The 23,095-nt window shown below is 41.6% G+C and carries 23 protein-coding genes; 11 read left to right on the forward strand and 12 right to left on the reverse strand.

The annotated features are described in order from the left end of the window. Window positions 1-49 precede the first annotated feature (49 nt). Genes EWE74_RS20205 through EWE74_RS20215 form a run of 3 tightly spaced genes read left to right on the forward strand, consistent with a single transcriptional unit; the run spans window position 50 to window position 1,340 of the window. Window positions 50-436 (forward strand): hypothetical protein, encoded by a 387-nt coding sequence (locus tag EWE74_RS20205; protein WP_130143475.1) that lies wholly within the window; start codon window positions 50-52, stop codon window positions 434-436. After that, window positions 355-936 carry a CHAP domain-containing protein gene (locus tag EWE74_RS20210; protein ID WP_239018731.1) on the forward strand — a complete coding sequence of 194 codons (582 nt, stop codon included), beginning with the start codon at window positions 355-357 and terminating at the stop codon, window positions 934-936. The genes EWE74_RS20205 and EWE74_RS20210 overlap by 82 nt, the downstream gene beginning before the upstream one ends. Then, a complete protein-coding gene (locus EWE74_RS20215) occupies window positions 933-1,340 on the forward strand; it encodes a hypothetical protein (protein WP_165384779.1) in 408 nt (135 codons plus the stop codon). The genes EWE74_RS20210 and EWE74_RS20215 overlap by 4 nt, the downstream gene beginning before the upstream one ends. 29 nt (window positions 1,341-1,369) lie before the next feature. On the opposite strand, the gene EWE74_RS20220 is transcribed toward EWE74_RS20215, so the two are convergent. Next, window positions 1,370-2,404 (reverse strand): LacI family DNA-binding transcriptional regulator, encoded by a 1,035-nt coding sequence (locus tag EWE74_RS20220; RefSeq protein ID WP_130143477.1) that lies wholly within the window; start codon window positions 2,402-2,404, stop codon window positions 1,370-1,372. Window positions 2,405-2,860: 456 nt separating this feature from the next. Here EWE74_RS20220 and EWE74_RS20230 point away from each other — a divergent pair, with 456 nt between their 5' ends. Next, window positions 2,861-3,862: a 3-keto-disaccharide hydrolase gene (locus EWE74_RS20230; RefSeq protein WP_130143479.1), complete on the forward strand. Its 1,002-nt coding sequence runs from the start codon at window positions 2,861-2,863 to the stop codon at window positions 3,860-3,862. 42 nt (window positions 3,863-3,904) lie between these two features. On the opposite strand, the gene EWE74_RS20235 is transcribed toward EWE74_RS20230, so the two are convergent. Then, complete coding sequence (locus EWE74_RS20235; protein ID WP_130143480.1) at window positions 3,905-5,182, reverse strand: hypothetical protein; 1,278 nt, start codon at window positions 5,180-5,182, stop codon at window positions 3,905-3,907. A 52-nt stretch (window positions 5,183-5,234) separates the two neighbouring features. After that, window positions 5,235-7,622: a TonB-dependent receptor plug domain-containing protein gene (locus EWE74_RS20240; RefSeq protein ID WP_130143481.1), complete on the reverse strand. Its 2,388-nt coding sequence runs from the start codon at window positions 7,620-7,622 to the stop codon at window positions 5,235-5,237. A 139-nt stretch (window positions 7,623-7,761) separates the two neighbouring features. On the opposite strand from EWE74_RS20240, the gene EWE74_RS20245 reads away from it, so the two are divergent. The 7 genes from EWE74_RS20245 to EWE74_RS20275 are packed head-to-tail and all read left to right on the forward strand — an operon-like array spanning window position 7,762 to window position 14,822. After that, window positions 7,762-8,901: an alpha/beta hydrolase gene (locus EWE74_RS20245; RefSeq protein WP_130143482.1), complete on the forward strand. Its 1,140-nt coding sequence runs from the start codon at window positions 7,762-7,764 to the stop codon at window positions 8,899-8,901. A 37-nt stretch (window positions 8,902-8,938) separates the two neighbouring features. Next, on the forward strand, window positions 8,939-9,979 hold the full coding sequence (locus EWE74_RS20250) for a YncE family protein (RefSeq protein ID WP_239018732.1): 1,041 nt from the start codon (window positions 8,939-8,941) through the stop codon (window positions 9,977-9,979). A 54-nt stretch (window positions 9,980-10,033) separates the two neighbouring features. After that, window positions 10,034-11,017, forward strand: coding sequence for an ABC transporter permease (locus EWE74_RS20255; RefSeq protein ID WP_130143483.1), 984 nt, complete (start codon window positions 10,034-10,036; stop codon window positions 11,015-11,017). Further along, entirely contained in the window at window positions 11,014-11,967 is a 954-nt protein-coding gene (locus tag EWE74_RS20260; protein ID WP_130143484.1) for an iron chelate uptake ABC transporter family permease subunit, read from the forward strand. Before EWE74_RS20255 ends, EWE74_RS20260 begins: the two co-directional genes overlap by 4 nt. Beyond that, window positions 11,940-12,722 carry an iron ABC transporter ATP-binding protein gene (locus EWE74_RS20265; RefSeq protein WP_130143485.1) on the forward strand — a complete coding sequence of 261 codons (783 nt, stop codon included), beginning with the start codon at window positions 11,940-11,942 and terminating at the stop codon, window positions 12,720-12,722. Before EWE74_RS20260 ends, EWE74_RS20265 begins: the two co-directional genes overlap by 28 nt. A gap of 1 nt (window position 12,723) precedes the next feature. Beyond that, a complete protein-coding gene (locus EWE74_RS20270) occupies window positions 12,724-13,671 on the forward strand; it encodes a siderophore ABC transporter substrate-binding protein (protein ID WP_239018733.1) in 948 nt (315 codons plus the stop codon). A gap of 50 nt (window positions 13,672-13,721) precedes the next feature. After that, window positions 13,722-14,822: an L-dopachrome tautomerase-related protein gene (locus tag EWE74_RS20275; protein WP_130143486.1), complete on the forward strand. Its 1,101-nt coding sequence runs from the start codon at window positions 13,722-13,724 to the stop codon at window positions 14,820-14,822. Here the strand turns inward: EWE74_RS20275 and EWE74_RS20280 are convergent. The 9 genes from EWE74_RS20280 to EWE74_RS20320 form a co-directional block, all read right to left on the reverse strand. After that, window positions 14,817-15,122: a Smr/MutS family protein gene (locus EWE74_RS20280; protein WP_130143487.1), complete on the reverse strand. Its 306-nt coding sequence runs from the start codon at window positions 15,120-15,122 to the stop codon at window positions 14,817-14,819. The two genes, EWE74_RS20275 and EWE74_RS20280, sit on opposite strands and share 6 nt — an antisense overlap. 18 nt (window positions 15,123-15,140) lie before the next feature. After that, a complete protein-coding gene (locus EWE74_RS20285) occupies window positions 15,141-15,533 on the reverse strand; it encodes a group III truncated hemoglobin (RefSeq protein WP_130143488.1) in 393 nt (130 codons plus the stop codon). Window positions 15,534-15,587: 54 nt separating this feature from the next. Further along, window positions 15,588-15,956: an aspartate 1-decarboxylase gene (gene panD, locus EWE74_RS20290; protein WP_130143489.1), complete on the reverse strand. Its 369-nt coding sequence runs from the start codon at window positions 15,954-15,956 to the stop codon at window positions 15,588-15,590. Window positions 15,957-15,972: 16 nt separating this feature from the next. Further along, entirely contained in the window at window positions 15,973-17,043 is a 1,071-nt protein-coding gene (locus EWE74_RS20295) for a DUF6695 family protein (protein ID WP_130143490.1), read from the reverse strand. A gap of 2 nt (window positions 17,044-17,045) precedes the next feature. Continuing rightward, a complete protein-coding gene (locus EWE74_RS20300; RefSeq protein ID WP_165384780.1) occupies window positions 17,046-18,035 on the reverse strand; it encodes a PLP-dependent cysteine synthase family protein in 990 nt (329 codons plus the stop codon). A 103-nt stretch (window positions 18,036-18,138) separates the two neighbouring features. Next, on the reverse strand, window positions 18,139-19,161 hold the full coding sequence (locus EWE74_RS20305; RefSeq protein ID WP_130143492.1) for a cytochrome-c peroxidase: 1,023 nt from the start codon (window positions 19,159-19,161) through the stop codon (window positions 18,139-18,141). Window positions 19,162-19,225: 64 nt separating this feature from the next. Then, complete coding sequence (locus EWE74_RS20310) at window positions 19,226-20,077, reverse strand: MbnP family protein (protein WP_130143493.1); 852 nt, start codon at window positions 20,075-20,077, stop codon at window positions 19,226-19,228. 82 nt (window positions 20,078-20,159) lie between these two features. Continuing rightward, window positions 20,160-22,148 (reverse strand): TonB-dependent receptor plug domain-containing protein, encoded by a 1,989-nt coding sequence (locus EWE74_RS20315; protein WP_130143494.1) that lies wholly within the window; start codon window positions 22,146-22,148, stop codon window positions 20,160-20,162. A 4-nt stretch (window positions 22,149-22,152) separates the two neighbouring features. After that, window positions 22,153-23,079, reverse strand: a complete 927-nt coding sequence (locus EWE74_RS20320) for a hypothetical protein (RefSeq protein WP_130143495.1) — start codon at window positions 23,077-23,079, stop codon at window positions 22,153-22,155. Window positions 23,080-23,095: the final 16 nt, after the last annotated feature.

Here is a 23,095-nt window from a genome sequence, read left to right on the forward strand (position 1 = left end):
CCTTATTTTCTGAATGTATATGGAGAAAATTAAATCATTAGTAAGAAATATGAAAACACTTCAATCGAACACACCTTGGCTCATCGAGGATCTGGCAGGGGAATTATCTGGCAAACACAAAATCGGAATCGCGTTATTACTATTAACGGCACTATTCCTGTTTATCGGAGCGATCTTGCAAATAATCGATCCCACGGCCGGTGTGCTGGACATCGGTATCTTATCGGTACTGCTTTTTGGATTATTGACCAGCATAGCGGCTATTTTCTGTAGCCTCTGGTTGCAGGAAATCCTTTGGCAACCTTTCAAGACGTTCCGTAAAGAATTTAATTACCACTTTAATCAATTGACATCATGGCAACAATGTATCATCTATTTCTCGGTGTTCTTTTTATCGTTATATGCGGTATTGTGGGCGCTGGCCATCATACTGTAGGGATGAAGCGTCCACTATTATGGCAGGAAATAAAGGACAACAGCCTAAGGCAAAAAATCACCGATATCGCCTCGGGCGAAATCGGTGTGCGCGAGGCGACAGGCAACAACGATGGGAAAAGGGTAGAGGAGTATCTGCAATATACAAATCTAGGGAAAGGCTATGCCTGGTGCAGCGCATTCGTAAGCTGGTGTTACGGTCAAGTCGGATTACCCGAACCGCGCAACCCGTGGAGTCCGGCCTTGTTTCCAAATGCCCGAACGTATTGCAGGGGCGACGCTTGCCGTGGTCCCATTACATGGCTAAAGATAAATCCTGCGGATATCTTCGGTATCTATGGGCAGAGTGCCCGACGCATCGACCATGTGGGATTGGTGGAAAGTGTTCAGGATAGCTACCTGATCACGATCGAAGGCAACAGCAACAACCGGGTAGAATCTAGACGGCGACATCTGTCTACGGTATACGCTTTGGCAAATTGGGTAGGAGGTGGGAAATGAGAAAGTTGGTGATTGTACAGGAGATAGCGTGCCTGGCGTTATTATTAACATCATCGTGCTATACGCTACGTAAAAGGATGAACAACGCGGAGCAACATGGATTTTCCTACACACATACGACTTTCGCCTCGGATAGTGCTTTTCGGTATTGGTACTTTGCTTCCGATTCCGCCTTTGCCTACCATCCCGATAGCGGATTACGCACGCTCTCGGGTCGTTTGTTTGGGTGGGAGTACCTTGTAAACCATCGATCAGAGGAGCACACAGTAGACAGCGCCAGCAGCTATCAATATAACGCGAAGGAGTCGACCCGGAATAGTGCCCACAATTGCTTGCTGTGCTATGCTGTATTTTTATTGCTGATGGTGAGCTTTATTATAGCCTATCGGATGATAAGACGATGAGAGATATAGGTAAACTGTTTATAGTTGGTTTAAACTTCTGTGGACTTTCGATAGATTGTAGTTGCCTGAAACATGAAATTCCCATAGACCATATCCCGCCGGTCTTGTTGTTTGTCAATGAGCTTTATTAATAACTCCAGCGCTAGCCGAGCCATCTCTTGTGTAGGTTGTCGGATGGTGGACAACGCCGGATTTAAGTAGTTTGCAAGATTGGTATTGGTGAAACCGATCACGGCGACATCCTGCGGAACAGATAGATCAAGCTCTGCCAATATGCCTAACACCTTAACGGATAAGGTGTCCGTGCCACCAACGATGGCGTTCGGCATGTTATCCATTGTTTGAAGTTTTTTGAAGACTTCCTTTAGTTCATTGTCAATATTTTCAGTTGGATCTTGATAATCTGCGTGAATGACATATTCTTCCCGAAATGGGATGGAATAGTTATGAAGTGCATTCTTGTAGCCTCGGATGCGGTCTTTTGTGTTACCAATATCTTTGCCACAGAGAAACGCAATTTTTGTACGCCCCTTCTTAATCAGTTCTTCTGTAGCATTATAGGTTTCCAAACTATTGTGGATGCCGATCTTATAGGTGTCCAGATCATGCTGTATGCGATCAAATAGGATGACGGGACAATGGTCGTGATGAATGTTTCGTAGTAACTCGGTGTTGGAGTTTTCAAAAGCTGGTGAAATGATGATTCCGGCTACATTTTGACGAATGAGAAAATCTAAAGCTTCTTTTTCCATTTCCTCGCCATTTTGTGTCTGGAAAGGAAGTAGCGTGTAATGTTGTGGCCACGCTAGTTTATATAACTCATCAATAAATTCCAAAAAGAACGGACTGGATAGAAAGGGAATGACCACGCCGATGAGATTTGTTTTCCCCGTTTTGAGATGCTTTGCAGAAGGGTTGGGTCGATAGTTATGTTCCTCCGCATAGGCTAAAACCCGCTGTTTCGTCTCCTTTTTAATTTCATAGCTGTCGTTCAATGCTCTGGAAACGGTCGCCGGAGATAGATTAAGTGCTGCCGCAATAGACTTTATATTGACTTTCCCCATGATAACCTACTCATTGTTTTTGGCTAAATTATCGATTTATTTCCATATAATGGGATGGTTAACGGAATAACTAGCGCATTGATTGGTAGGCCCTCGTTGCTTTGGCTTAGAATTTGCGTGTAATTGCAAAATAAGAGATTGGATATGAAAAGAATATTGGGGTTTTTAACGGTAGCGTTATTGTTATTCGCGTTTTCGTCTTGTTACTCACACCGACATCCTCACGGACATTTGCCGCCGGGGAAGGCGAAAAAAGTTTATGGGGATAAATCGGCTAAACGACATGCCCCAGGTCAGAAAAAGAAAAAATATAAGAAAGCCAAGAGGGGGAGAGGACATTATAAACATGATGTATTGCTTCATTTTGGAAGATGATCAGTTTCTCTTTCGTCCAGAAAAGATTGTATAGCGTTATTTTTTTGTAGATTCGTATCTTCAAAACTCTAAACTAAAGTTATGCTAAAACAATATGTTGGCTATAGCGCATTGATGTGTTTATTAACAGCTGGTGTGGTTTCGTGCAACAATGGAACAACGGAACAGAAACAGGAAGAAGAAATACATAATGCTGCTACGCAAGTGGTACCTGAGGAAGCAGAGGGATTAATAGGGCGTTGGGACATTACCGTGGATAAAGACGGTAAAGCAGCACCTTCATGGTTAGAAGTGAAGTTGTCTGGGTTTAACGTATTGGTCGGATCGTTTGTAGCAGATGCCGGCAGTGCGCGTCCTGTTTCTCACATCCAACTGAAAGATGGTAAGTTTTCGTTTCAGATTCCACCACAATGGGAAGGAGGAGATGGATTTTTTACGATTGAAGGTGAGCTGGCGGGAGATGGAATCAAAGGTACGATTACAACTAATAAAGGGAACAAATTTGATTTCACCGGGGTGAAGGCGCCTTATCTTGTCCGTACGGGTGAAGCCCAATGGGGTGAACCTATAGAGCTGTTCAATGGAACAGACCTGACGAGCTGGAATGCTTCGGGCGATAACAGCCAGTGGGTGGTTGAAGAGGGTATCTTAATCAATAAAGAAACTGGCGCAAATCTGATTAGTGAACAGAAATTTGATGACTTTAAGTTAATCGCGGAATTTCGTTATAAGGAAGGGGCGAATTCGGGTATCTACCTGCGCGGACGCTATGAAGTGCAGATTGAGGATTCTCCAAAAGACAGACATCCAGGTTCGTTGTATTTTGGCGGTGTATATGGATTCTTATCACCGAGCGAAATGGCAACTTTGGGTCCGAATGAATGGAATAAGTACGAAATAACGCTACGTGGGCGTATGGTAACGATTGTGGCGAATGGCAGAACTATCATCAGCAATCAGGAGATTCCAGGTATTACCGGAGGAGCTTTGGATAGCAGGGAAGGTGAGCCGGGACCGATTTACTTGCAGGGTGATCATACAGGTGTAGAGTTTAGGAAGATTACGGTTATCCCGGGTAAATAAAAATATAAAAAAAGGACTCGATTCGAGTCCTTTTTTTTAGGGTTAATTTCCAATATTCACTTTGTGTAAACCAGAAACAGATCCGCCGGAAGTTACCTTGAACAATTCCGTCGCTGAATTTGTCGAGGCATTATATTCAAAATAGCCGTTTTTGCTGCCGTCTTTTGTTGTAACACGCAGTAAGATCTTGTCGTCAATCTCGATGGCACCATATGCAGCACCAGGATTGGTTACAGCAGGCACACCATTGATTTTTGTGCGTTCTTTACTTGCAATATCAATGCTGTAAAATTCCCAAATATCTTCGAAGTTGATATTGCCAGTTGGTCCGCCCACGATACGTTCTTTCGGGATCACCGTAATTATTTTTCCGTCTTTCGCGAAAACGGAAACAAATTTACCACCATCCATGATATCGTCCATGTTTAAGTTCCATTCCGGATCAATATCCGTTTCGTTAGCCTTAATACGGACGATTTTCGATTTACCACCTTCGCCTCTAGGGTGTACGCCTTGTGTTACGATGTATAAATCTCCATTGGTATCAAAATCATACATATTGTTGTCGTTGATATACGCAATAGCACCAGTATCTTCTATTTTAATGGTTTTGTCATGTGTACCGGAAGCAATATCAATTACAGCAATATACACATCATCATAAAAATCATCCCAGAAACCTTTTTGGGTACCGTTTGTGGTCGCATACGTAATATTGGCAAATAACTTTCCGCCTTTTACGGCTAGGAATTTCTGACCGATAGCACGGTATAGAATTTCTGCTTCATCTGCGCCACGTTGGTTAACAACATCTGCCAAATCAATATCTCCAGTTCTGGACATGGTTGTTGGGTTAAATATCTGGATTTTTAAAGGAGATGCACCGTCCCAATAGTAACCTTTGTTTTCGTCCACAATAACAAAATTTCCTGTTCCGTTGGTCGTATTGTCTCCCGCTATAAACTGTCCGGATGTTACATCACCGTTTGCATTTACTTCCAGCCGCTCGATACCAAGGGTGTTGGGGGTCTCTGTAGCAAACATTTTGAATAACCAATTGCCATAGGGACGCCAGCCGCCAAATCCGAAACCTTGCAAAGCATTGCTGCCATTGTTCGCGATATTGCCGGAAGGCAACTCATCGAATGCGGTAGCATAACCGGGTTTTTCTAAAACATTACTGCTCATAGTTATCAAAACATATTTGCTTTCCTGATTATCGTCCGGATCAGGTTGCGGATCATCGTTGTCACTGCATCCGACAAAAAGCATCCCCATTGCCAGTGCAAGTATTCCTGCTTTAAGTTTTAAAGTTTTCATTTTTTCTAAATTAATATTCATGTTGTCTTCGATTTAAAAGTTATATCCATGATTATAGTCCATAGCTTACTTTCAGATGAAAGCTTCTGCCGGGACGTTGTATCCGATAATAGTCATACAAATCCTTGTCCAATAGATTCCGCACTTCTGCACCTAAATTGATACGCCCTGACGATACTTTATACGTAAAGCCCGCGTTCAGCAGGTGCTGGTCGGGGATGCGGAGATTCGAATTGATATTCGCTTGTCCGGATAAGCCTAAAAACCCTCCCGGTTCTAGGTCTTTTCGTATCGTTTCCAGATAAAATTCCCGAAGAAAATTATAGTTTACAAATACCTTTAAATTATCTTCATGGGCGAAAACGGCATCATAATCGGACTGTATTCCGGCATTGGCGAAGAAATAGGGCGTATTTCGTAAACGCGCATCGTTTTTCCATTGATCTGTTTCGTGTGTAATACCAAATAGGCGAAGATTCTGCCAGGTGGCATTTCCACTAAGGGTATAATGTGTAGCAAAACGATAACGCATATCTAGGTCAAAACCAAAGCCTTTGACGTGCTCTTGATTTTGATATTGCGCATTTGGTGCCTGGATGGGCACTAATAAAATGAGTCCTTTCGTGCGACGGTAAAACCCATTGGCTTCTACCGTGAAGTTGCCATCAAAAGTCTGTTGATAACCCAAACTCGCATTGAAACTCTTTTCGGGATTTAGCTCAAAATTCGGTACAATAAAAATGTTGTTTCCAAATAACTCTTCCCGTTCCGGAAGGCGGTAAGTGTATTCCAGCGAACCTCTAACAAAGGAGCTTGGTGTGATGCGGTAGCGTAATGCTTCCGCGACGCCCCAATAATTACCGGATTGCTGGCGTTTGTCCGCATCTGTTACACTAGTAGAAAACCAGGTGTTTTGAATACCGGATGCACTATAGCGGTAAAACTTAGCCATTAATTGGTTATGAAGTTTTTCGTCCATCCAATATTTGTCGAGCGATAATCCAAATACCTGCTTTTGGTAGGTTGACGTCAACGAGAGGACGTCGATATCGGTGCCGGCCAGCCGTTGTCCATACGGATCTTCACCGTCCCTATTCGCATCTGTAAACACATAGTTGAAGTCTAAGCTTGTCGTAGGATTAATTTGATAGCCTATATTCGTGCGTAGTATGACCTGGCGTTCGTGAATTTTCGAGAGGGAGGGTAAGCGGCTTTCCCCCGGAGTTGTTTTTGGTGTGAATTCACCGTACCAGTCGTATCTCCCCATCAAGGTATCGATACGACGTGTCTGCAAATTGTTATAGGCGGCAAATTGGTCGATCGAAAGTTTGCCGTCCAATAATTTTTTCTTGTAGCGCAGGCTCGGTACTACAGTTTGTTGTTTTCCTAATACAGCGCCATAAGCGTCGGTCATCAGCGCCGGATGTTGCTGTTCCCGTTCCAATGCGAACGCTGTCAGGCTTAAGCGGAGCTCATCCACCCAATTTCGGTTTTGTAGATTTACATATGCTTCGCCATAGTAACTCTGGAAAGCGTTGTGGAACAAACGCATATCCCTGTATTCTAGGTTGGCTGTATTGGGATTGCGAACACCTACAAAAGCATCATAATCGTTGTCGGAATGATTAAAGAAAAGTTCGGTGCCATAGGACCATTTTTGGTTTTTCGTTTCATGTGTTGCGGTGACGCCAGCCCGATGTGTATTGAAGGATCCTATTTCGTAAAAAGCGTGCATGTGTGATCCTCTTCTTCTTGCGGTAACAAGGTTGACTGCACCTCCTAGGGCATCTGCTCCTAATGAAACTGGAAGTACACCTTTAAAAACTTCTATTCGCTCTAACGCTTCCAACGGTAAACTGGCAATATTATAGCCGTCCCCCATATAGTCTAAAGGAATACCGTCTTTAAAGTACTTAATCGCCTTGCCTTGAAACCCATTAATCGATATTTCCGGACGGCTGCCTAATCCGCCATTCTGCCGGATGCGTACACCGGTGCTCCTGTTCATTAAATCGGTTAATGTGGTCGCTCGTGTAGAAACAGCTCTGGTATCCACGACTACCGCTCGAATGGCTTGCTCCCTTACCTGCTGCGTTTCGGATTTACCTACCACCGTGACCTCTTGCAAGACCTTATCATCTTTAGACAAACGAATCTGTAATGCCAAATTTTCATGCGCTAATTTGACAATAGTATCTTGAAAAGCGGCGTACCCCACCGCAGATACCACCAATAAATGTTTACCCGTCGGGATGTTTTTAAGACTAAAATAGCCGTTGGAAAGTGCCGTCGTACCGTAATTTCCTATTTGTACCGTAGCATCTCCAAGCGGAATTCCATCTTCATTGTGCACATACCCTGTTAACACATCGGTTGTTTGTGCCAACATAAACTTGGACAAAAAAAGCAAAGCCGATAGCATGTATATCTTATAGCGCATGGATTATTCTCTATAATAATTGCTGCAAATATAAGGTAATTTAGATTAAATTCAGATAATGCTTGTTATTTGTTTAGAATCTATCTAAATTAGCGCCAATTTATAGTTTCATTTAGCGCGAGTGTTAAATTTTCTACGCATGTCAAAAAAAACATTTACGGTCGTCGTCCATATTCTGAATAACAGCAATAGTTTTGTTGGTGAGCAGTGTTATTTGGCAAGTAATGTACGTAATTGGCAGGTGGATGCGCATCCGGCAGGTGTAATCCCGCCACTTGGTAAAAAAACAAGTGTGGTACTTGAGGGTTTGGAAGAAAGTGAATTGGAATTCAAAATCACCCGGGGTGGTTGGGATACGTTAAGCAGTACGGCAGACGGCGAACTTCTTGCTCCCTACCGTATCGATGCTAGTCGCGATACAGAAGTGGAGGTGACCATTGAGGGATGGCGTGATAAATTTCCTTTATCTACAGCTAGTCCGCAGGTACATGTCATGGCAGATCAGTTTTACTTTCCACATCTGGACACGCATCGTAGGATATGGATTTATTTGCCGGAAGAATATCAATATACCGATAAACAGTATCCTGTATTGTATATGCACGATGGGCAGCATCTTTTTGATGAGGCGACATCGGTGGGAAGAATGGGACCGGTCGAGTGGATGGTTGATGAAACTATCGACGCCGCTAACCGGCAAGCGATTGTACTTGGTATAGAACACCCCGCAGAAATAGCGGATAGAGCACGTGAATTTTTACTTTTTCCATTCGGGGAGATGACGGAACCGAAGGGGCATTTATACTTGCGCGATATCGTAGAAGTATTAAAACCCTACGTAGATAAACATTACAGAACATTAGCAGATAAGAAGCATACCGGTATGGTGGGGAGTTCGTTTGGCGGTTTGCTGACGCTCTATGCCGGGTTGCTCCATGCAAACGTATTTGGTACCCTTGGCGTATTTTCTCCGTCGATTTGGACGGGTAAAAAGGAATTAGAAGGTTTCTTCGCCGAAAAGCTAAAGGAGAACGCTTGCCTACTTTGCGGACAATGCTATTATTTTTATGCCGGGGGCAGGGAAAAACGTAGAAATGCACCGGAGGGGCAGGGCGATATGCGCGCGGATATGTTGGACTTTATTGATGCTCATAAAAAAGCGATGTGTGTGAAGATCATGATTGATATAGATGAAGAAGGGAAACATGGAGCGCTATATTGGCAAAAAGCGTTTACTCGTTTTTATGGACGCTGGCAAAAAGAGATTTCAGGCAATTAACATATATATAATAGGTTACTTAATTACAATAAACTTTATGGTTACGAATAAATCTTTAAGAAAAAGCAACAGATCAAGTCTCTTGTTGCTTGCGGGGTTAGCCGCTTTACCGGCTTTAGAGGTATCTGCTCAGCAGGTTGAAAAATCTGCACCAGCTGGTCGTGGTGTATATGAGGCTGTGATTAATCAACAGGATGGTTTTTTGTATGTTACAGGCGCGGGATCCCGGACCAGCCCAGGAGGTGCGTTATATAAAATCGACCGCACAAACCTTTCGATAGTAGACAGCATCAGCTTAGCAGAAAATCCGCCTTTTGGAATTGGTATCAACAACAAAACACAGACGGTTTATACCACCAATACCCGAACAAATTCCGTCAGTGCAGTTGATTTGAAATCGGGTAAACTGATTGCGACGTTTAATCACGGTGGTGAAAAATCCCATACCCGTGAAGTGCTCGTTGATGAGGATAACAATCTCGTGTATGTAAGTGATGTGGGGGATCCCAGCAGTATTTGGGTGATAGATGGCAAGACAAATACGTTTTCGCATCTGATTGAGAATCTCGGTAAAACCTTAACGGGCATGGCTTTCGTCGGAAGTAAGGATAAGATATACGCGACGATTATGGGTACAAACAGCGTTGCGATAATCAATACAAAGACAAAAAATATAGAGAAAACTTTTCCTTCTGGTGGAGAGGCGCCTGTAAATATTATTAGTGACGGTAAACGCTTGTTTGTGACCAACCAAAAGTCGGGTACACTGACTGTTTTGGATACAGATGGAAAGCTGTTGAAAACTATTGAAACAGGTGCTGGTGCCATTGGTGTAGCGTATGATCCGGTTAAAAATAGAATATACTCTGCAAACCGCCAAACGGGTACAACAACGGTTATTGATGGGGATTCCTATGCAGTATTAGCTGACTTACAGACAGGTTCTCATCCTAATCACGTGAAAATTGATGCGCAGGGAATAGCCTACGTTATCAATAAAACAAAAGGTGGAAGACCTGTGGAAGGCCAGCCGGTTGTCGTAGACACCAATGGAGATACGGTGACAAAAATAAATTAATACCTTTGTATCTAAATAGGATTTCTGTAGAGACGCAACATGTTGCGTCTCTACATGTATAAACGAATTAAGTTGGGAACAAACAACCGGACGATAATCTACTATACCGTTTCTGTATGCTCTATCCTGCTATTAGCATGGATTTCTTTGTTTACAGGGGTTAAGGATATTCGCGTAATAGATTTGTTGGGCGATGAGGATAAGCTTATCGTTTTTTTAATAAGCCGTATTCCACGTACATTGGCGTTGATATTAGTCGGTGCAGGGCTTAGTATTGCGGGTTTTATCATGCAGCAGCTTTCGCAAAACAGGTTTGTGTCTCCCACCACTTCGGGAGCGCTGGAAGCGGCTAAAATGGGAATCCTCTTTGCTTTGGTGTTTTCGCCTGAAGCCTCCTTGATGGTTCGGATGCTTTCTGCTTTGGTTTTTACGTTTCTATCCGCTCTTCTTTTTATTTGGTTTGTAGAACAGGTCAAAGATAAAAACACGGTCTTTATTCCCTTGGTTGGAATTATGTTCGGTAGTATTTTAGCTTCTATTTCGACCTTTTTCGCTTACAAAAATAATATCGTTCAAAATACGCAGGAGTGGTTATTGGGAGATTTTTCGGCTGTTATGCAGGGGCAGTACGAAGCGATTTATATCATCCTGCCGATGGTGCTGATTAGTTATTTATACGCCGAGCGATTCACCATTGCCGGTATGGGTAAAAGTTTCGCTACAAATTTGGGACTATCCTATCATACGGTTGTCAATATCGGACTGATGGCTGTATCACTCGTTGTCAGTGCATCTGTGGTAACCGTAGGGGCGATTCCTTTTGTGGGGCTTATCGTGCCTAATGTGGTGAGTATGCTCATCGGTGACAATCTCCGACGTGCCTTGCCGCTAACGGCTTTTCTGGGTGCGGTGCTTTTATTGATTTGTGATATTATCGGCCGATTACTGGTTTTCCCGTACGAAATACCCATCGGGATGACGGTTGGTATTGTTGGTGGTATAACCTTCTTTTTACTGATCTTAAAAAAAAGTAGATGAAGCAGGGGCGCAAGGTTATATGGCTAGTGGCATTGTTAGTGGTATCCATCCTATTGTTTATGATGTATAATACGGGTAATAACCTCGACTATGTATTAAGTCGTCGTGGTATCCGGTTGGCAACCATGGCGATTGTGGGGGTGAGCGTGGCTTTTTCTGCGGTTATTTTTCAAACAATTACAAACAATAGGATATTAACGCCCTCTATCATGGGGTATGAGTCGATCTTCATCCTCTTTCAGACGTTGATCGTATTTTTTTATGGAGATAAGGCGTTTAAGGTTATCTCACAGCAGGAAAATTTTTTCTATGCGGTACTCCTAATGCTCGGTTTTTCCGTGTTTATGTATTTTCTGATTTTTGGGAGGCAACAGAAAAACATCTTCTATTTATTGTTAATGGGAATGGTGATGGGAACGTTATTCAACACGTTGAGCCAATTTCTCCATGTCGTAATCGATCCGAACGAATTTTCCATTGTACAGAATTTTATGTTCGTGTCTTTTGCTAAGATGAACGTTAAATTATTAGGAATAGCGGCAATAACGTTGATGGGGACACTTGTTCTAACACTTCGTTATTTAAAGTATTTAGATGTGATTGCCCTGGGGAAAGATCATGCGATTAATTTAGGTTTGGACTATAATAAGTTGATCCGGACATTTATGCTTATTATTGCTTTGTTAGTATCCGTTTCGACAGCGTTGGTGGGCCCCATTACGTTTTTGGGTATTCTGGTTACCAACTTGACTTACGAGCTATTTAAGACGAACAAACATGCACACACAGTATGGCTTTGCAGTGCGGTTTCGTGCATATGTTTGATTGCGGGACAGTTTTTTGTGGAACATATTTTAAGCTTTTCCACCACCGTGAGTATTGTTATTAACTTTGTTGGGGGGCTGTATTTTATGTATTTAATATGGAGTTCGAGAAAGAAAATAAGTTGATTTTCCAAGGTCTTGTTAAAGAATATGGAAAGAAACGTGTCATTGATGGGTTAGATGGTAAGATAGCGGACAGCCGTATTACCTCGCTTATCGGACCGAATGGAGCGGGTAAAAGTACATTGCTTTCTATCCTCAGCCGTTTACTCAAACAAGATGGGGGAGAGGTTTCTTTTATGGACAGGTCGCTTCCTGATTACAAAAGCAATGAGCTTGCTAAAAAGCTCTCCATTCTAAAGCAATCAAACCAAACGGATGTGAAGCTCACTGTCAAGGATCTGGTCGCATTCGGTCGCTTCCCTTATAGTAAAGGAAGAATGACAGATGCAGATTGGCAAAAAGTACGAGAGGCGATTGTGTTTTCCGATCTCGAAGACTTGACAGATGCTTATATTGATGAGTTGAGTGGAGGACAACGTCAGCGTGCGTTTATTTCGATGATTATCGCACAGGATACGGAGTACATATTATTGGATGAGCCGTTAAATAACCTCGACATGAAGCATTCTGTACATGTAATGAAGACACTGCGGAGGCTGGTAGATGAGTTAGGGAAGACCATTGTGATTGTTATCCATGAAATTAATTTTGCTGCACAATATTCGGATCATATCATTGCGATGAAAGATGGCAAAATACGTTATAGTGACGAAGTAAATAATATTATCAGACCCGAAATTCTTAAGGAGATCTTCGGTATTGAATTTGATATTATCGAGAAAAATCAAAAGAAAATTTGTAATTATTTTAATCTTTGAAATGAACAATATATTTAAATCAACACTCGTTTTCTCATGCTTTTTGTTTTGCTTGATGCAGATGGGCTGTAATTCTAATTCCCAAAAGGAACAGCTTTCTGGCAATCAGCTGGAGATCGAACATAAACTGGGGCCTACCATGGTTCCCCAAAATCCCTCGCGTATTGTGGTGTTAGATATCGGAGCGTTGGAGACTTTAAAAGAACTTGGGGTTACACCCATTGGAATTCCAAAGAAGTATATGCCGGAATATTTGGATGACCTTAAGAATAATCCGGATATTGCGGATGTAGGGTCTGTAATCGAACCCAATTTCGAAGGAATAAACGCATTGTCTCCTGATTTGATTTTAATGTCGACCCGTCAAGAACGTTTCTATGAAGAACTGAATGATATTGCTCCGGCTATATTTATCGGAACAGATAATAAAGATTATTTACCGTCTTTCAGACACAATGTCATGCTTTTGGCGAAAATAGTGGATAAAGAGAACGTGGCTGAGGAAAAGCTCTATACACTGGAAGAAAAAATCAAGAAAGCACAGAAAGACTTTGAAGTAAATCCTGGCAAGGCACTTTTTTTAATTTATAATAATGGTAAATTCAGTGCTTTTGGTGAAGGAAGTCGATTTGGCTTTATACATGATGTGTTACATATCAAACCGGTTATGGAATTGCAGGATGAGTCTGTGCACGGACAGCGTGTGTCGAATGAGCTTATCGCTGATGCTAATCCGGACTATCTTTTTATCGTGGACCGGAACGCCGCCGTTGTCGGAAAAAAAGCGAATTTACGTGAAGTGGAGAACTTGCTTATACAGCAAACCGATGCGTTTAAAAACGATAAAATATTTTACCTTGACCCTGAATTGTGGTTTATATCAGGAGGTGGATTGACTTCTGTTGATTTGATGGTAGACGATATTGTGGAGCGGTTTGCGAAAAAATAATAAACCAAAACCTATTTATGGTGTTTGAAAATATAGGTAAACATCATATAATGGTCAGGAATTTAATTTTTATCTATTTATGTACGATGAGTTTCCATGTATTTTCCCAAGGGATAAAAGACGCACGTTTAGAGGTTGTCGCGTCGTTCGGAAAATCGCAGCCCATCGGCGTGAGCGTTTCAACGGATAACCGGGTGTTCGTATCTTTTCCCAAAAAAGAACCCTATGCCATGGGGCTGTCTGAAATAGTCGATGGTGAACGTAAACCTTATCCGGATAAGGTTTGGAATGTGAAAGAAGGAATGCCGGATAGCCATTTTGTGAATGTGCAGGACATCTATATTGATACGGAGAATCAACTGTGGGTATTGGATTCTAAACCTTCTTCTGGGGCTTCTGTATTTGGAAAGGACGGTTCAGCGGAAAGCCTGCAAGGACAATTCAAATTGGTGCAGATAGATCTAGCAAGCAACAAGGTCGTTAGACAATATTCCTTTGATGATTTGGATAAAGCGAAGTCAGGGTTAAATGATGTTCGTGTGGATACCGATAAAAATCTAGCCTATCTTTCTGACCCTGGACAGGCGGGTATTGTGGTGTTAGATTTAAATACGTCGACAACAAGATTGGTACTGGCGGATTCTCCATTTACAAAAGCGGACCCTAACGTGGTGTTAAGTTATGCTGGGCAGGAGATGCGAGACAGCAAGGGTAATCCGTTCCGTTCTAATGTGAACGGTATTGCATTGACAAAGGACAACAAATATTTCTATTTCAAACCGATTAATTCAACCAAACTTTATCGGATAGAAACGGTTTACCTCGCAGATGTATCTTTAACAGCGGAGGAATTGAAATCAAAGGTCGAGGACTTAGGAGAAACGGTGATTACCCATGGTTTAGTCGCCGATGTAAAAGGGAATATCTATTTAACTTCTTCGTTGGACTATAGTATTAAACGGTATACACCGGATGGTAAATTGGAGACGGTAGTACAAGATAGTCGTTTGATCTGGCCGGATTCCTTGGGCGTCGGAAGTGATGGTTATCTGTATTTTTCTTGTGCTCAGGTGAACCGTTTGCCGCAATGGAATGACGGTCAAGATAAGGCTTCTTATCCTTACGAGGTGTATCGTGTAAAAGTGTTATAGACCGATATTAACGACCACGATATCTTCATTGTGATAGGAGGGGTGATAGCTGGCAATGGCGGCGCTCTGTCTATACTGTGCTAATTCGTCATAAACGGCTTGACGCAATATACCCTTTCCTTTCCCGTGGATAAAACGTATTTCGGTGTAATCCCAATAGATGGCTGCGTCGAGCATCTCTCGCATTAATTCCAGTGATTCTGCTAATAACTCATTGGTCTCATAGATGTCGAGGTTAGCCAGAAAAGCTTCGGCATGTAAATCTACTGTCTTTGGTGGTTTAGATAGTGTTCTTGCCATGTTAAAAATGAATCTACGTTAGAGCAAGGGCTTGAAAGGCGATTGTCGGATATGATCAAGTTTTACCTGGAATAAAGCGGCCATTTTGCGGCCTCGACTTTTAGCCTCTTCGGCAACAGCCCCCTCGAATAGATCATTTACGGTCTTGTCAAAAAGCTGTAACCAGCGCTCGAAGTGTTCTGCTTCGATGGGCAATTGGGCATGGGGCGGAAATGGTCGACCTTGGTAGGTGTACTCATCAAGAAGGATTGTTTGCCAGAATGTATACATCTTTTCCAAATGCACCGGCCAGCGACCATCCAATTTGCTGTTGAAAATCGGACCAATACGATCGTCTTCTTGTACGCGACCATAAAAAGTATCGACCATCAATTTAATATCCTCCAACGTCCGTATATCTGCTTTTGCCATAACTTACCTCTAAGTTACAAAGTTAAACAAGAAATCAGAGAAAAAATATTCTTATTAATAATCGTACTTTTCGACCGACTTGATTTTGTTTTCGCCCTCTGTAAAGACGAGTGTAGGTTGATATGTATCTGCTTCTTCTGGCGATAGTTGGATAAAAGAAAGAATATGTACCGTATCACCCAATGTGGCATGAAGTGCTGCACCGCCATTCATACAAACTTCACCGCTACCTCTTTTTCCGGGTAGCACATAGGTCATGATACGGCTGCCACTGACCGCATTGTTAATATAGACTTGTTCATATTTTTTGATACCGGCTGCATCGAGTAAATCGGCATCGATTGTAATAGATCCATTGTATGCTACATTTGCCTCCGTAACCTTAACGGTGTGAATTTTTGCTTTTAAAATTGTTAATTTCATCTATATAAATTTATTATTATAAAATAGCTTTTATGTTTTCTCTATTGTCATCTGCTTCTTGAAAGGCTGACCTTGCTGAAAATATGTAAAGATTATCGTCCTGTAAAATGGAGTAGCTGCTATGTAGGAAGTTGAAGGTAAAAGTATAGGGACGATTGATATCGAAATTTTGGATACAGGTCGTTTGTATTTTATATTCTAGATTTCCGGAAACAGCATATTTATAAATCACAAATATGTTTTCACCTTGGAGTTGCTCTAATCGGAACCAAGCGCCCTCACCAATACCGCCGATCCATTGCGCATGTGGAGGTACAAGGGGTGGACATGGCGGGGCCGATATCATGCCAGGTATTTGGTCTGATGCCAAATTCTGCGATCCTTTTTTTGTGAAATTATCCTTCAACAAGCCGAATTGGAACAACAGGGAGTCTTTTCGTTTCATTTTCCATTGTTTGAGTATACCTTGCTCGTAACAAAAAACCTCTTCGTTAGGAGCGGCATTAACAACGTTACTCGTCGGGCTTGCTTTTAGGCATTCGGGATAAAGTATTTTACGCCGTCTTTTATCATCTGCGTCCATTCCTTCTGTTACTACTTGGGCTACAAATCGGGAACAGCTGTTGTTATTTTTTGCCAAAGCCCCATATAAAATAGGTCCTTCGGCTACCAATTTTTCCGCATAGGCGACACATTTTGAAAAGGAAACTTTTTTACATATCGAGAAGACTGTACGTCCACCCCCATGTGTCGCCTCTTCTTTTTTACAAAGTTCTCTCAAAATTTCTTCTATGTTCTGGATCTCGTCTTGTGGCGTAATAACTGCTTTTGTGAATATTTCCAAACGTGGATCAAAAAGAGTAGATCTTGCTCTTCCATAACCCCTTGGGGACAAATAACGACCGAAATCGAAATAACGTATGTTGCCACTATTTCTTTCGATAAGTAATAAGGCCGCATGTCCTACTTTAAAATGGAGATTTTTTACAAGGCCTATCTGCTTTAAAAATATCATCCATTTTTCATCACCCAATGCAGTTTTATCGGGCCAAGAAATTGGAATAGCGATATCGGTAAACGTATACATATTCAAAAGTTAAAATGATCTGATGTTTGAAGAGGTGAGGGATGGTGAACTCTCTCGTTATAAAGTTTGCTCATATATCTACTCCCGTGATCCGGAAAGAATAGAACAACGATATCTGTTTTAGTAAGGGGTATTCGATCTCGATACCTTTCTAGAGATGCTAGTACGGCAGCGCTGGAAAACCCCGCTGTAAAGCCTGTTTGAGTATAATATTCGTTTGCGATGTGTTTCGTTTCCTGGTAATCTACCTGAAAGATGTGATCTATATAAGCCGCATCAAACGATCCTGGAATGAAATTTCTGCCGATGCCCTCAATCTGGTCAAAAGCTACCGTCTGATCGGGAAGCGTGCGATGTTGGAGAAAATGACTGAGAATAGAACCTCTGGGCTCTACTCCCCATACTTTAATCTTGGAGTGTTGCTCTTTTAAAAAACGTCCCGTGCCAGATATTGTGCCGCCTGTTCCGATGCCCGCTATGAAATGTGTAATGTTACCTTCTGTTTGTTCCCAGATTTCTGGTCCCGTTGTTTTGTAGTGCGCTCGGATGTTCTGGGAGTTATAGTATTGATTCGTAAAGTATGCATTAGGATGGTCGGATGCAAAGGATTGTGCCCGAAACTGCGTAGAATTGAAGTCATGTAAACCGTTTGAGTTCTCACAAATTTCGATGTATGCACCCGCTTTTGTCAAAAGATCAATCTTCTCTTGTGAACAGCTTTGCGAAACGAATATTTTAGCACAGTATCCTAATTTTTTGGCTATCAACGTAATTCCCAGTCCCGTATTACCGCTGCTCGCCTCTACAAAAATTCCACCAGGTTTGATTTTGTTTTTAGCGATAGCATCCTTAATCATAAACAATGCGGGTCTATCTTTTGCAGACATCCCAGGATTATGAAATTCTTCTTTAATAAAAATGTTGGTGTGATATCGAGTGGAGAGAGCATCACAGCGCCGAAGTGGAGTATTGCCTATAAATTTGCTAATCAAAATATTGTCTTTCTTAATTATGCCATATCTATAACGAAGAAATAGGTGTTATAGCATATCCTAAGAACAAATATTAGGTTCAATTTGGGAAACAATTGGGAATTTATTTTCCTATAAATGTGCTGTCGCTTAATGTTTTAATGAAAGAAATAATATCATCCTTTTCCTGTTCGCTTAAGGGTATTCTATTATTGTTCTCTTTTAAGATAGGATCTAGGTTGTCAGCATCTAATACGCCATTATCGAAATAATCCAAAACGGCTCTTAAAGTGGGGAACTGGCCAAAACTACCATATGGTGCCGTGTATTCAGCATTTCTTAAAGATGGAACTCGAAAACTCATATAATCGCTAGAGACCCCTGTCACTCGCGCACGTCCTGCTTCTTCCGTACTAGGGTTTAATGGAAATCCTACATTTCTAAAACGTTGATCGGTAAACAGCGCTGTACTATGGCAGCTTTCACATTTAATCTTAAACGCTTCATATCCCCTTGCCTCACGTTCTGTAAATACCTCTCCTTCGTTTCGCTTCACTTTATCATACTTGCTGTTAGCAGAGATCAGTGTATATTCATACTGTGCAATACTTTTGTAAATTCTGTCAGGCGTAATATCTTCATCGCCGAATGCATTTTTGAATAAGTACTTATATTCATGGTCATCCTTTATTTTTCCAATGACTTCCATAATGGAGGAATTCATTTCCTCGTGTGTGATGATGGGGACTAGCGGCTGGCTTTCTAGCGTGAGTTTGTTGCCATCCCAATTATAAAACTTCATAAAGGCCAAATTTTGAATAGGGGGGGTATTCCGTAGCCCTACTCTCCCATAAATTCCTATAGCCTGAACGTTATTGTCTGCAAAAGCACTCGATTGATGATGGCAATCTGCACATGAAATGGTATTATTCCCGCTGAACTTTTTCTCGTGGAATAATTTTTCGCCTAGTTCCACGCCATATTTTGTGGGTCTGTTCTGACTTACGGATGAATTTAGTGCCGGGAATCCGTCGGGAACGTATAACGAAATCTCTGGATTGTCGTGTGCTGTGAGTTGTGCAGTATCATTTTTTGAACAGGACAGCAGTACGAGTAGAATACATGATAGTATAGTTGCCTTTCTCATCGCTATAGGAAATCTAAATAAGAGCTGCCGTTGTTAGCACAGGTTGGCAGCTCTTTTCAATATACTAGTTTTGAACGCTTTCAACAGAAAACATACCGGCGATATCACTGGATCCATTGCCGCCTAGGTTATCGACAAATAACACCATATTCGCAGCTGTATGTACGCTCGGTGTAGCATTTCCTGCACCAAGTTCAATTGTGTTTGTCTTTCCGCTTAGTAGTTTGTCAAAGTCCGCCTTGATGGTGATTTTAGGAACATTGCTGCCAATTACTGCTTTATTCGGGAGCGTTAAGGTAATCTCTCTGTAAGCATCAACGCCTTGCGTGTAAGCGCCTTCTTCACCTTCTACTGTACTTCCGGTATGGATAGATAGTTCTTTGTCGTCGGTGTCGTAAAAACCCTCTATTTTTCCGAAACGATATCCCGTTCCCCATTCCCAGTGCATTTTGGTATCGTTAGCACCAGCTTCGCCATAAAACTTCGGAAATCTCACCTGATCGAGTGTATTCAGTTCAGGTTTAACGCCCAACCCGAATTTGATCTGCTTATATTCACCTACAGGAATATTGGTCAATACATAATCTAACGTTTGTGGTTTTGCATGATTGATGACCGTTGCTCCCTTATCTAAATCATTGATGTTATAGGGGATTTCATTACCATCCACTTTTACCAGGCGAATGTTACTTATTACGTATTTCAGCTCTGAGAAATGATGGACTTGTCCTTCTGCGGAGGTGTTTTTTGTAGCTGTTGAAGATGTGGCATCTCCAAGGACAATCGTCTTGTCCTTAAAAGTGTTATGGAAATGCAACGTGATATTGTTGGCAACAGGGGCGTCGTCGTTCTTGCTACAGGCTGTAACTGCAAGTGCACATACCGACAATAATAGATAGTTTTTAAGTGTTTTCATCTTTTTTGATTTTAAGAGATTGTTTAAAATGTTATTTGAAATTTTTGCTCTCGTTCTGAGCATCAGCGAAGAATCTTTGTTTTTAAAAGTTGAATTTTAATGAAGTGAAAATGTTACGTCCCATTCTCGGTATATTCCCCCAATCGGCATACGTACTGTAGTATTCATTGAATAAATTTTCAGCACCGATCTGCACAAAGGCTCTATAATTGTTGAGATTGAAAGTATAGTCGGCAGAGATGTTCCAAATTTGATAAGCGGGGGTGGGGTCTTCGCCATATTCCGGACTGTAATTATCCTGTGCAAAATCACCATGCAAAGACGTTTGAATGCCAAATTTGTGATGCATAAAATGAAGGGATGTTTGATAGGTCAACGGACGGATGAAGGGTAGATTCCCATGTTGGTCGTCTGTTGCCCGCGCATAGCTAAGGGTTCCTTTCCAATGCAAGTGTTTTAGGATATCGTAGTTAGCATTCAAAGCCATGTTGAAAAGTTTAGCATAATTCAAGGAGGTATACCCCTTCACACCGACCGACTGGTAGTTCATCGGGCTTCCCAAACTCAAGATTTTTCCAACGATATAATTTTGGATATGAAAGTAGTTTGCTTTAACTTGTATACCTATTCCGTCCTTTTTAAATTCTGTGCTCGCATTAACTTCATAGGATATTTCATTCTTCAGGTCGGGGTTCCCAATATAATCGTATCGGTCGAAGCTGTTATATATATAGTAACCATATCCTTCCGAAACAGATGGTGCTCTATGTCCGTAGCCCGCTCCCACGGAAAAATCAAACTGCCGGATATTTAGCTGATAACTTGTGTGCAAAGCTGGCAATATCCTGTTTTTTTCCTGCGGAGTACCGGGATAGAAAATCCAGTTAAATTCCACATATTTCGAGTGGTTGTAATTCAAGCCCAAAGATCCACCGAAATTTAATCGGCTGATTTCTGAAAAATCCCAAGAATTATTTATTGATAAGCCTGCGAAACGAGTGGTAACCCAAGGCCAGCTGTATGCAAACATAGTTTTATTGCTCCGGTCTTGTGGATACATAGTCATTTCCGCAATAGAAAGATTATCATAAGCATTTAACTGAATCTCTGCGCTATAAGCATGTCGTTTTAAATTCGCACGCGAAACTAGTCCGTAAGTAGTACTCCAGCCCGGCATATCCATATGGACTAAATTTTCAGGCCGTTTCGTATCGTCCATATAATGTTCCATCGTATTGAAATATAGCTTGGTATCCCAGACGCGTACAATTCCCTCTTCAAACAATTGTTTATAAGCGGCTGACGTGATCAATGCACGGGAAAGCCATAAATCCATGGGTAGGGCAGGAAAGCCGACATCCTCTGCTTTGTCATATATAGCATCTACCCGAACGGAGGAAAGCGGTCCCGTTTTATAGGCTAGTCCTAACGAAGTATTAAATTTGCGGTATTGCGAGTGATTTACTTCAGTGTTGTTTCCGTCAGAATAGTTGCCAGCTTTTCGGAAAGCAACACTTCCATCCGCTACAAACTTATCGCTTGAATAAGACAGGTTCCCTAGGTTGAAAAACTGTTTGTTATTGGTCTCAAAACCAGTTTGATAACCACCACTCCATGTTTTTTCCATCCCGAATGGGGTACTTTTTCTTTTCAGATCGATGCTTCCCGCAATCGTCGCGCCATGTATACTTCCCTCTTGACCCGATGTAATATCGATTGTGGAAAGGTTGTTACTTTCTACATACGAGGTGACGGGATCCATTTTATCTGTACATGCACCGAAAACATGCATCCCATCGATCGTAATGGTAGAGCGTTCCGTACTCATGTTGTTCAGTAGGGGCTCCCATGCGTATGCTCCGCGTTTGATGAAACTGATATTGTCAGAAGAGGCTAAAAATTCATCTACTGAAACCGCCATCTTCATTTCGTTTTCTATTTTTTTCTTAGCGGTGGCGATAACTTTCACTTCTTCAATTTGCTGAATACTATCGCGCTGGATATGCACCTGTTGTGCTTTAGCATTTATTCCAAGAAAAAGAATTCCAAAAATAATATGTAGCTTCTTCATATATTTAGAATAGAATGTCAATATGCAGTTCACTTTTTAGACCCTCGACTCCTGGCGTAAAATCTGTAGGCACTTCGGTCCCTTTGATAATATTTCCACTTTGATCCAGCATGATGAAATTCAATGTCCAGTTTCCGGTCATCGTGTAATTGACCACGCCATGGTACAGACCGTCGTTTTGTGGTGTTAAATCTTTATTGTTGGGTGACGAATGATTGCCCATAGAGGGTTCTGGCATGCGGGGATCTAGCTTTAAAGTATAATCGTTTACTTCAGTGTATGAAAACTTTGAAGGGTCCGGATAATCGTCTGAGGATGCAATTATCGGCTTGTTAAATTTGTAAATTCCCGCAATCAAATTATTTTCGCCGACCTTCGGTTTTTGTGGAGAGACCAATGCGATAACGTATTGGTTATTGTCTTTTCCAGTAAAGGTAGCCATATTCAGATTTTTGTTAGTCTGTTGTTGAACAGTGATGGCTTGTCTCATGGTGTGGAGTTTATTACCAATGGTGAAGTTGATATAAAGCTCCCATTGTTCGTCCAGACTACTTTCATGCGTAAATACGACATACCCCGAAAAATAGTTTTCTGCTGTTATATAAGCCAAATCGTATTGATGAGGGCAGGAAGTATTGTTTTCCTCTCGATCTGTTCTGATGGGAAAGAAGGTAGCGGAAGAAGCCGTTTTTTTTTCGTTCGTTTGGCTATTCGTAATCTTTAAACGGATTTCATTGTAGCCCTTATAGAACGTTCCATTTAATGCTTCAATGCTGATGTCATAATCTCCGTTATGGATATGAATAGCTTCCTTAAATTCATCGTATGTTGGAACGACGACATCTATTTCTGCTTCGTAATCTGTTTTTTCTTTTGTACAGGATAAGATCGCAACGCATGCTGCGGCAAGAAAAAATAGTTTTCTTCTCATTATGATAGACAATTTT

The organism is Sphingobacterium corticibacterium, from assembly GCF_004208525.1.
Taxonomy (GTDB): domain Bacteria; phylum Bacteroidota; class Bacteroidia; order Sphingobacteriales; family Sphingobacteriaceae; genus Sphingobacterium; species Sphingobacterium corticibacterium.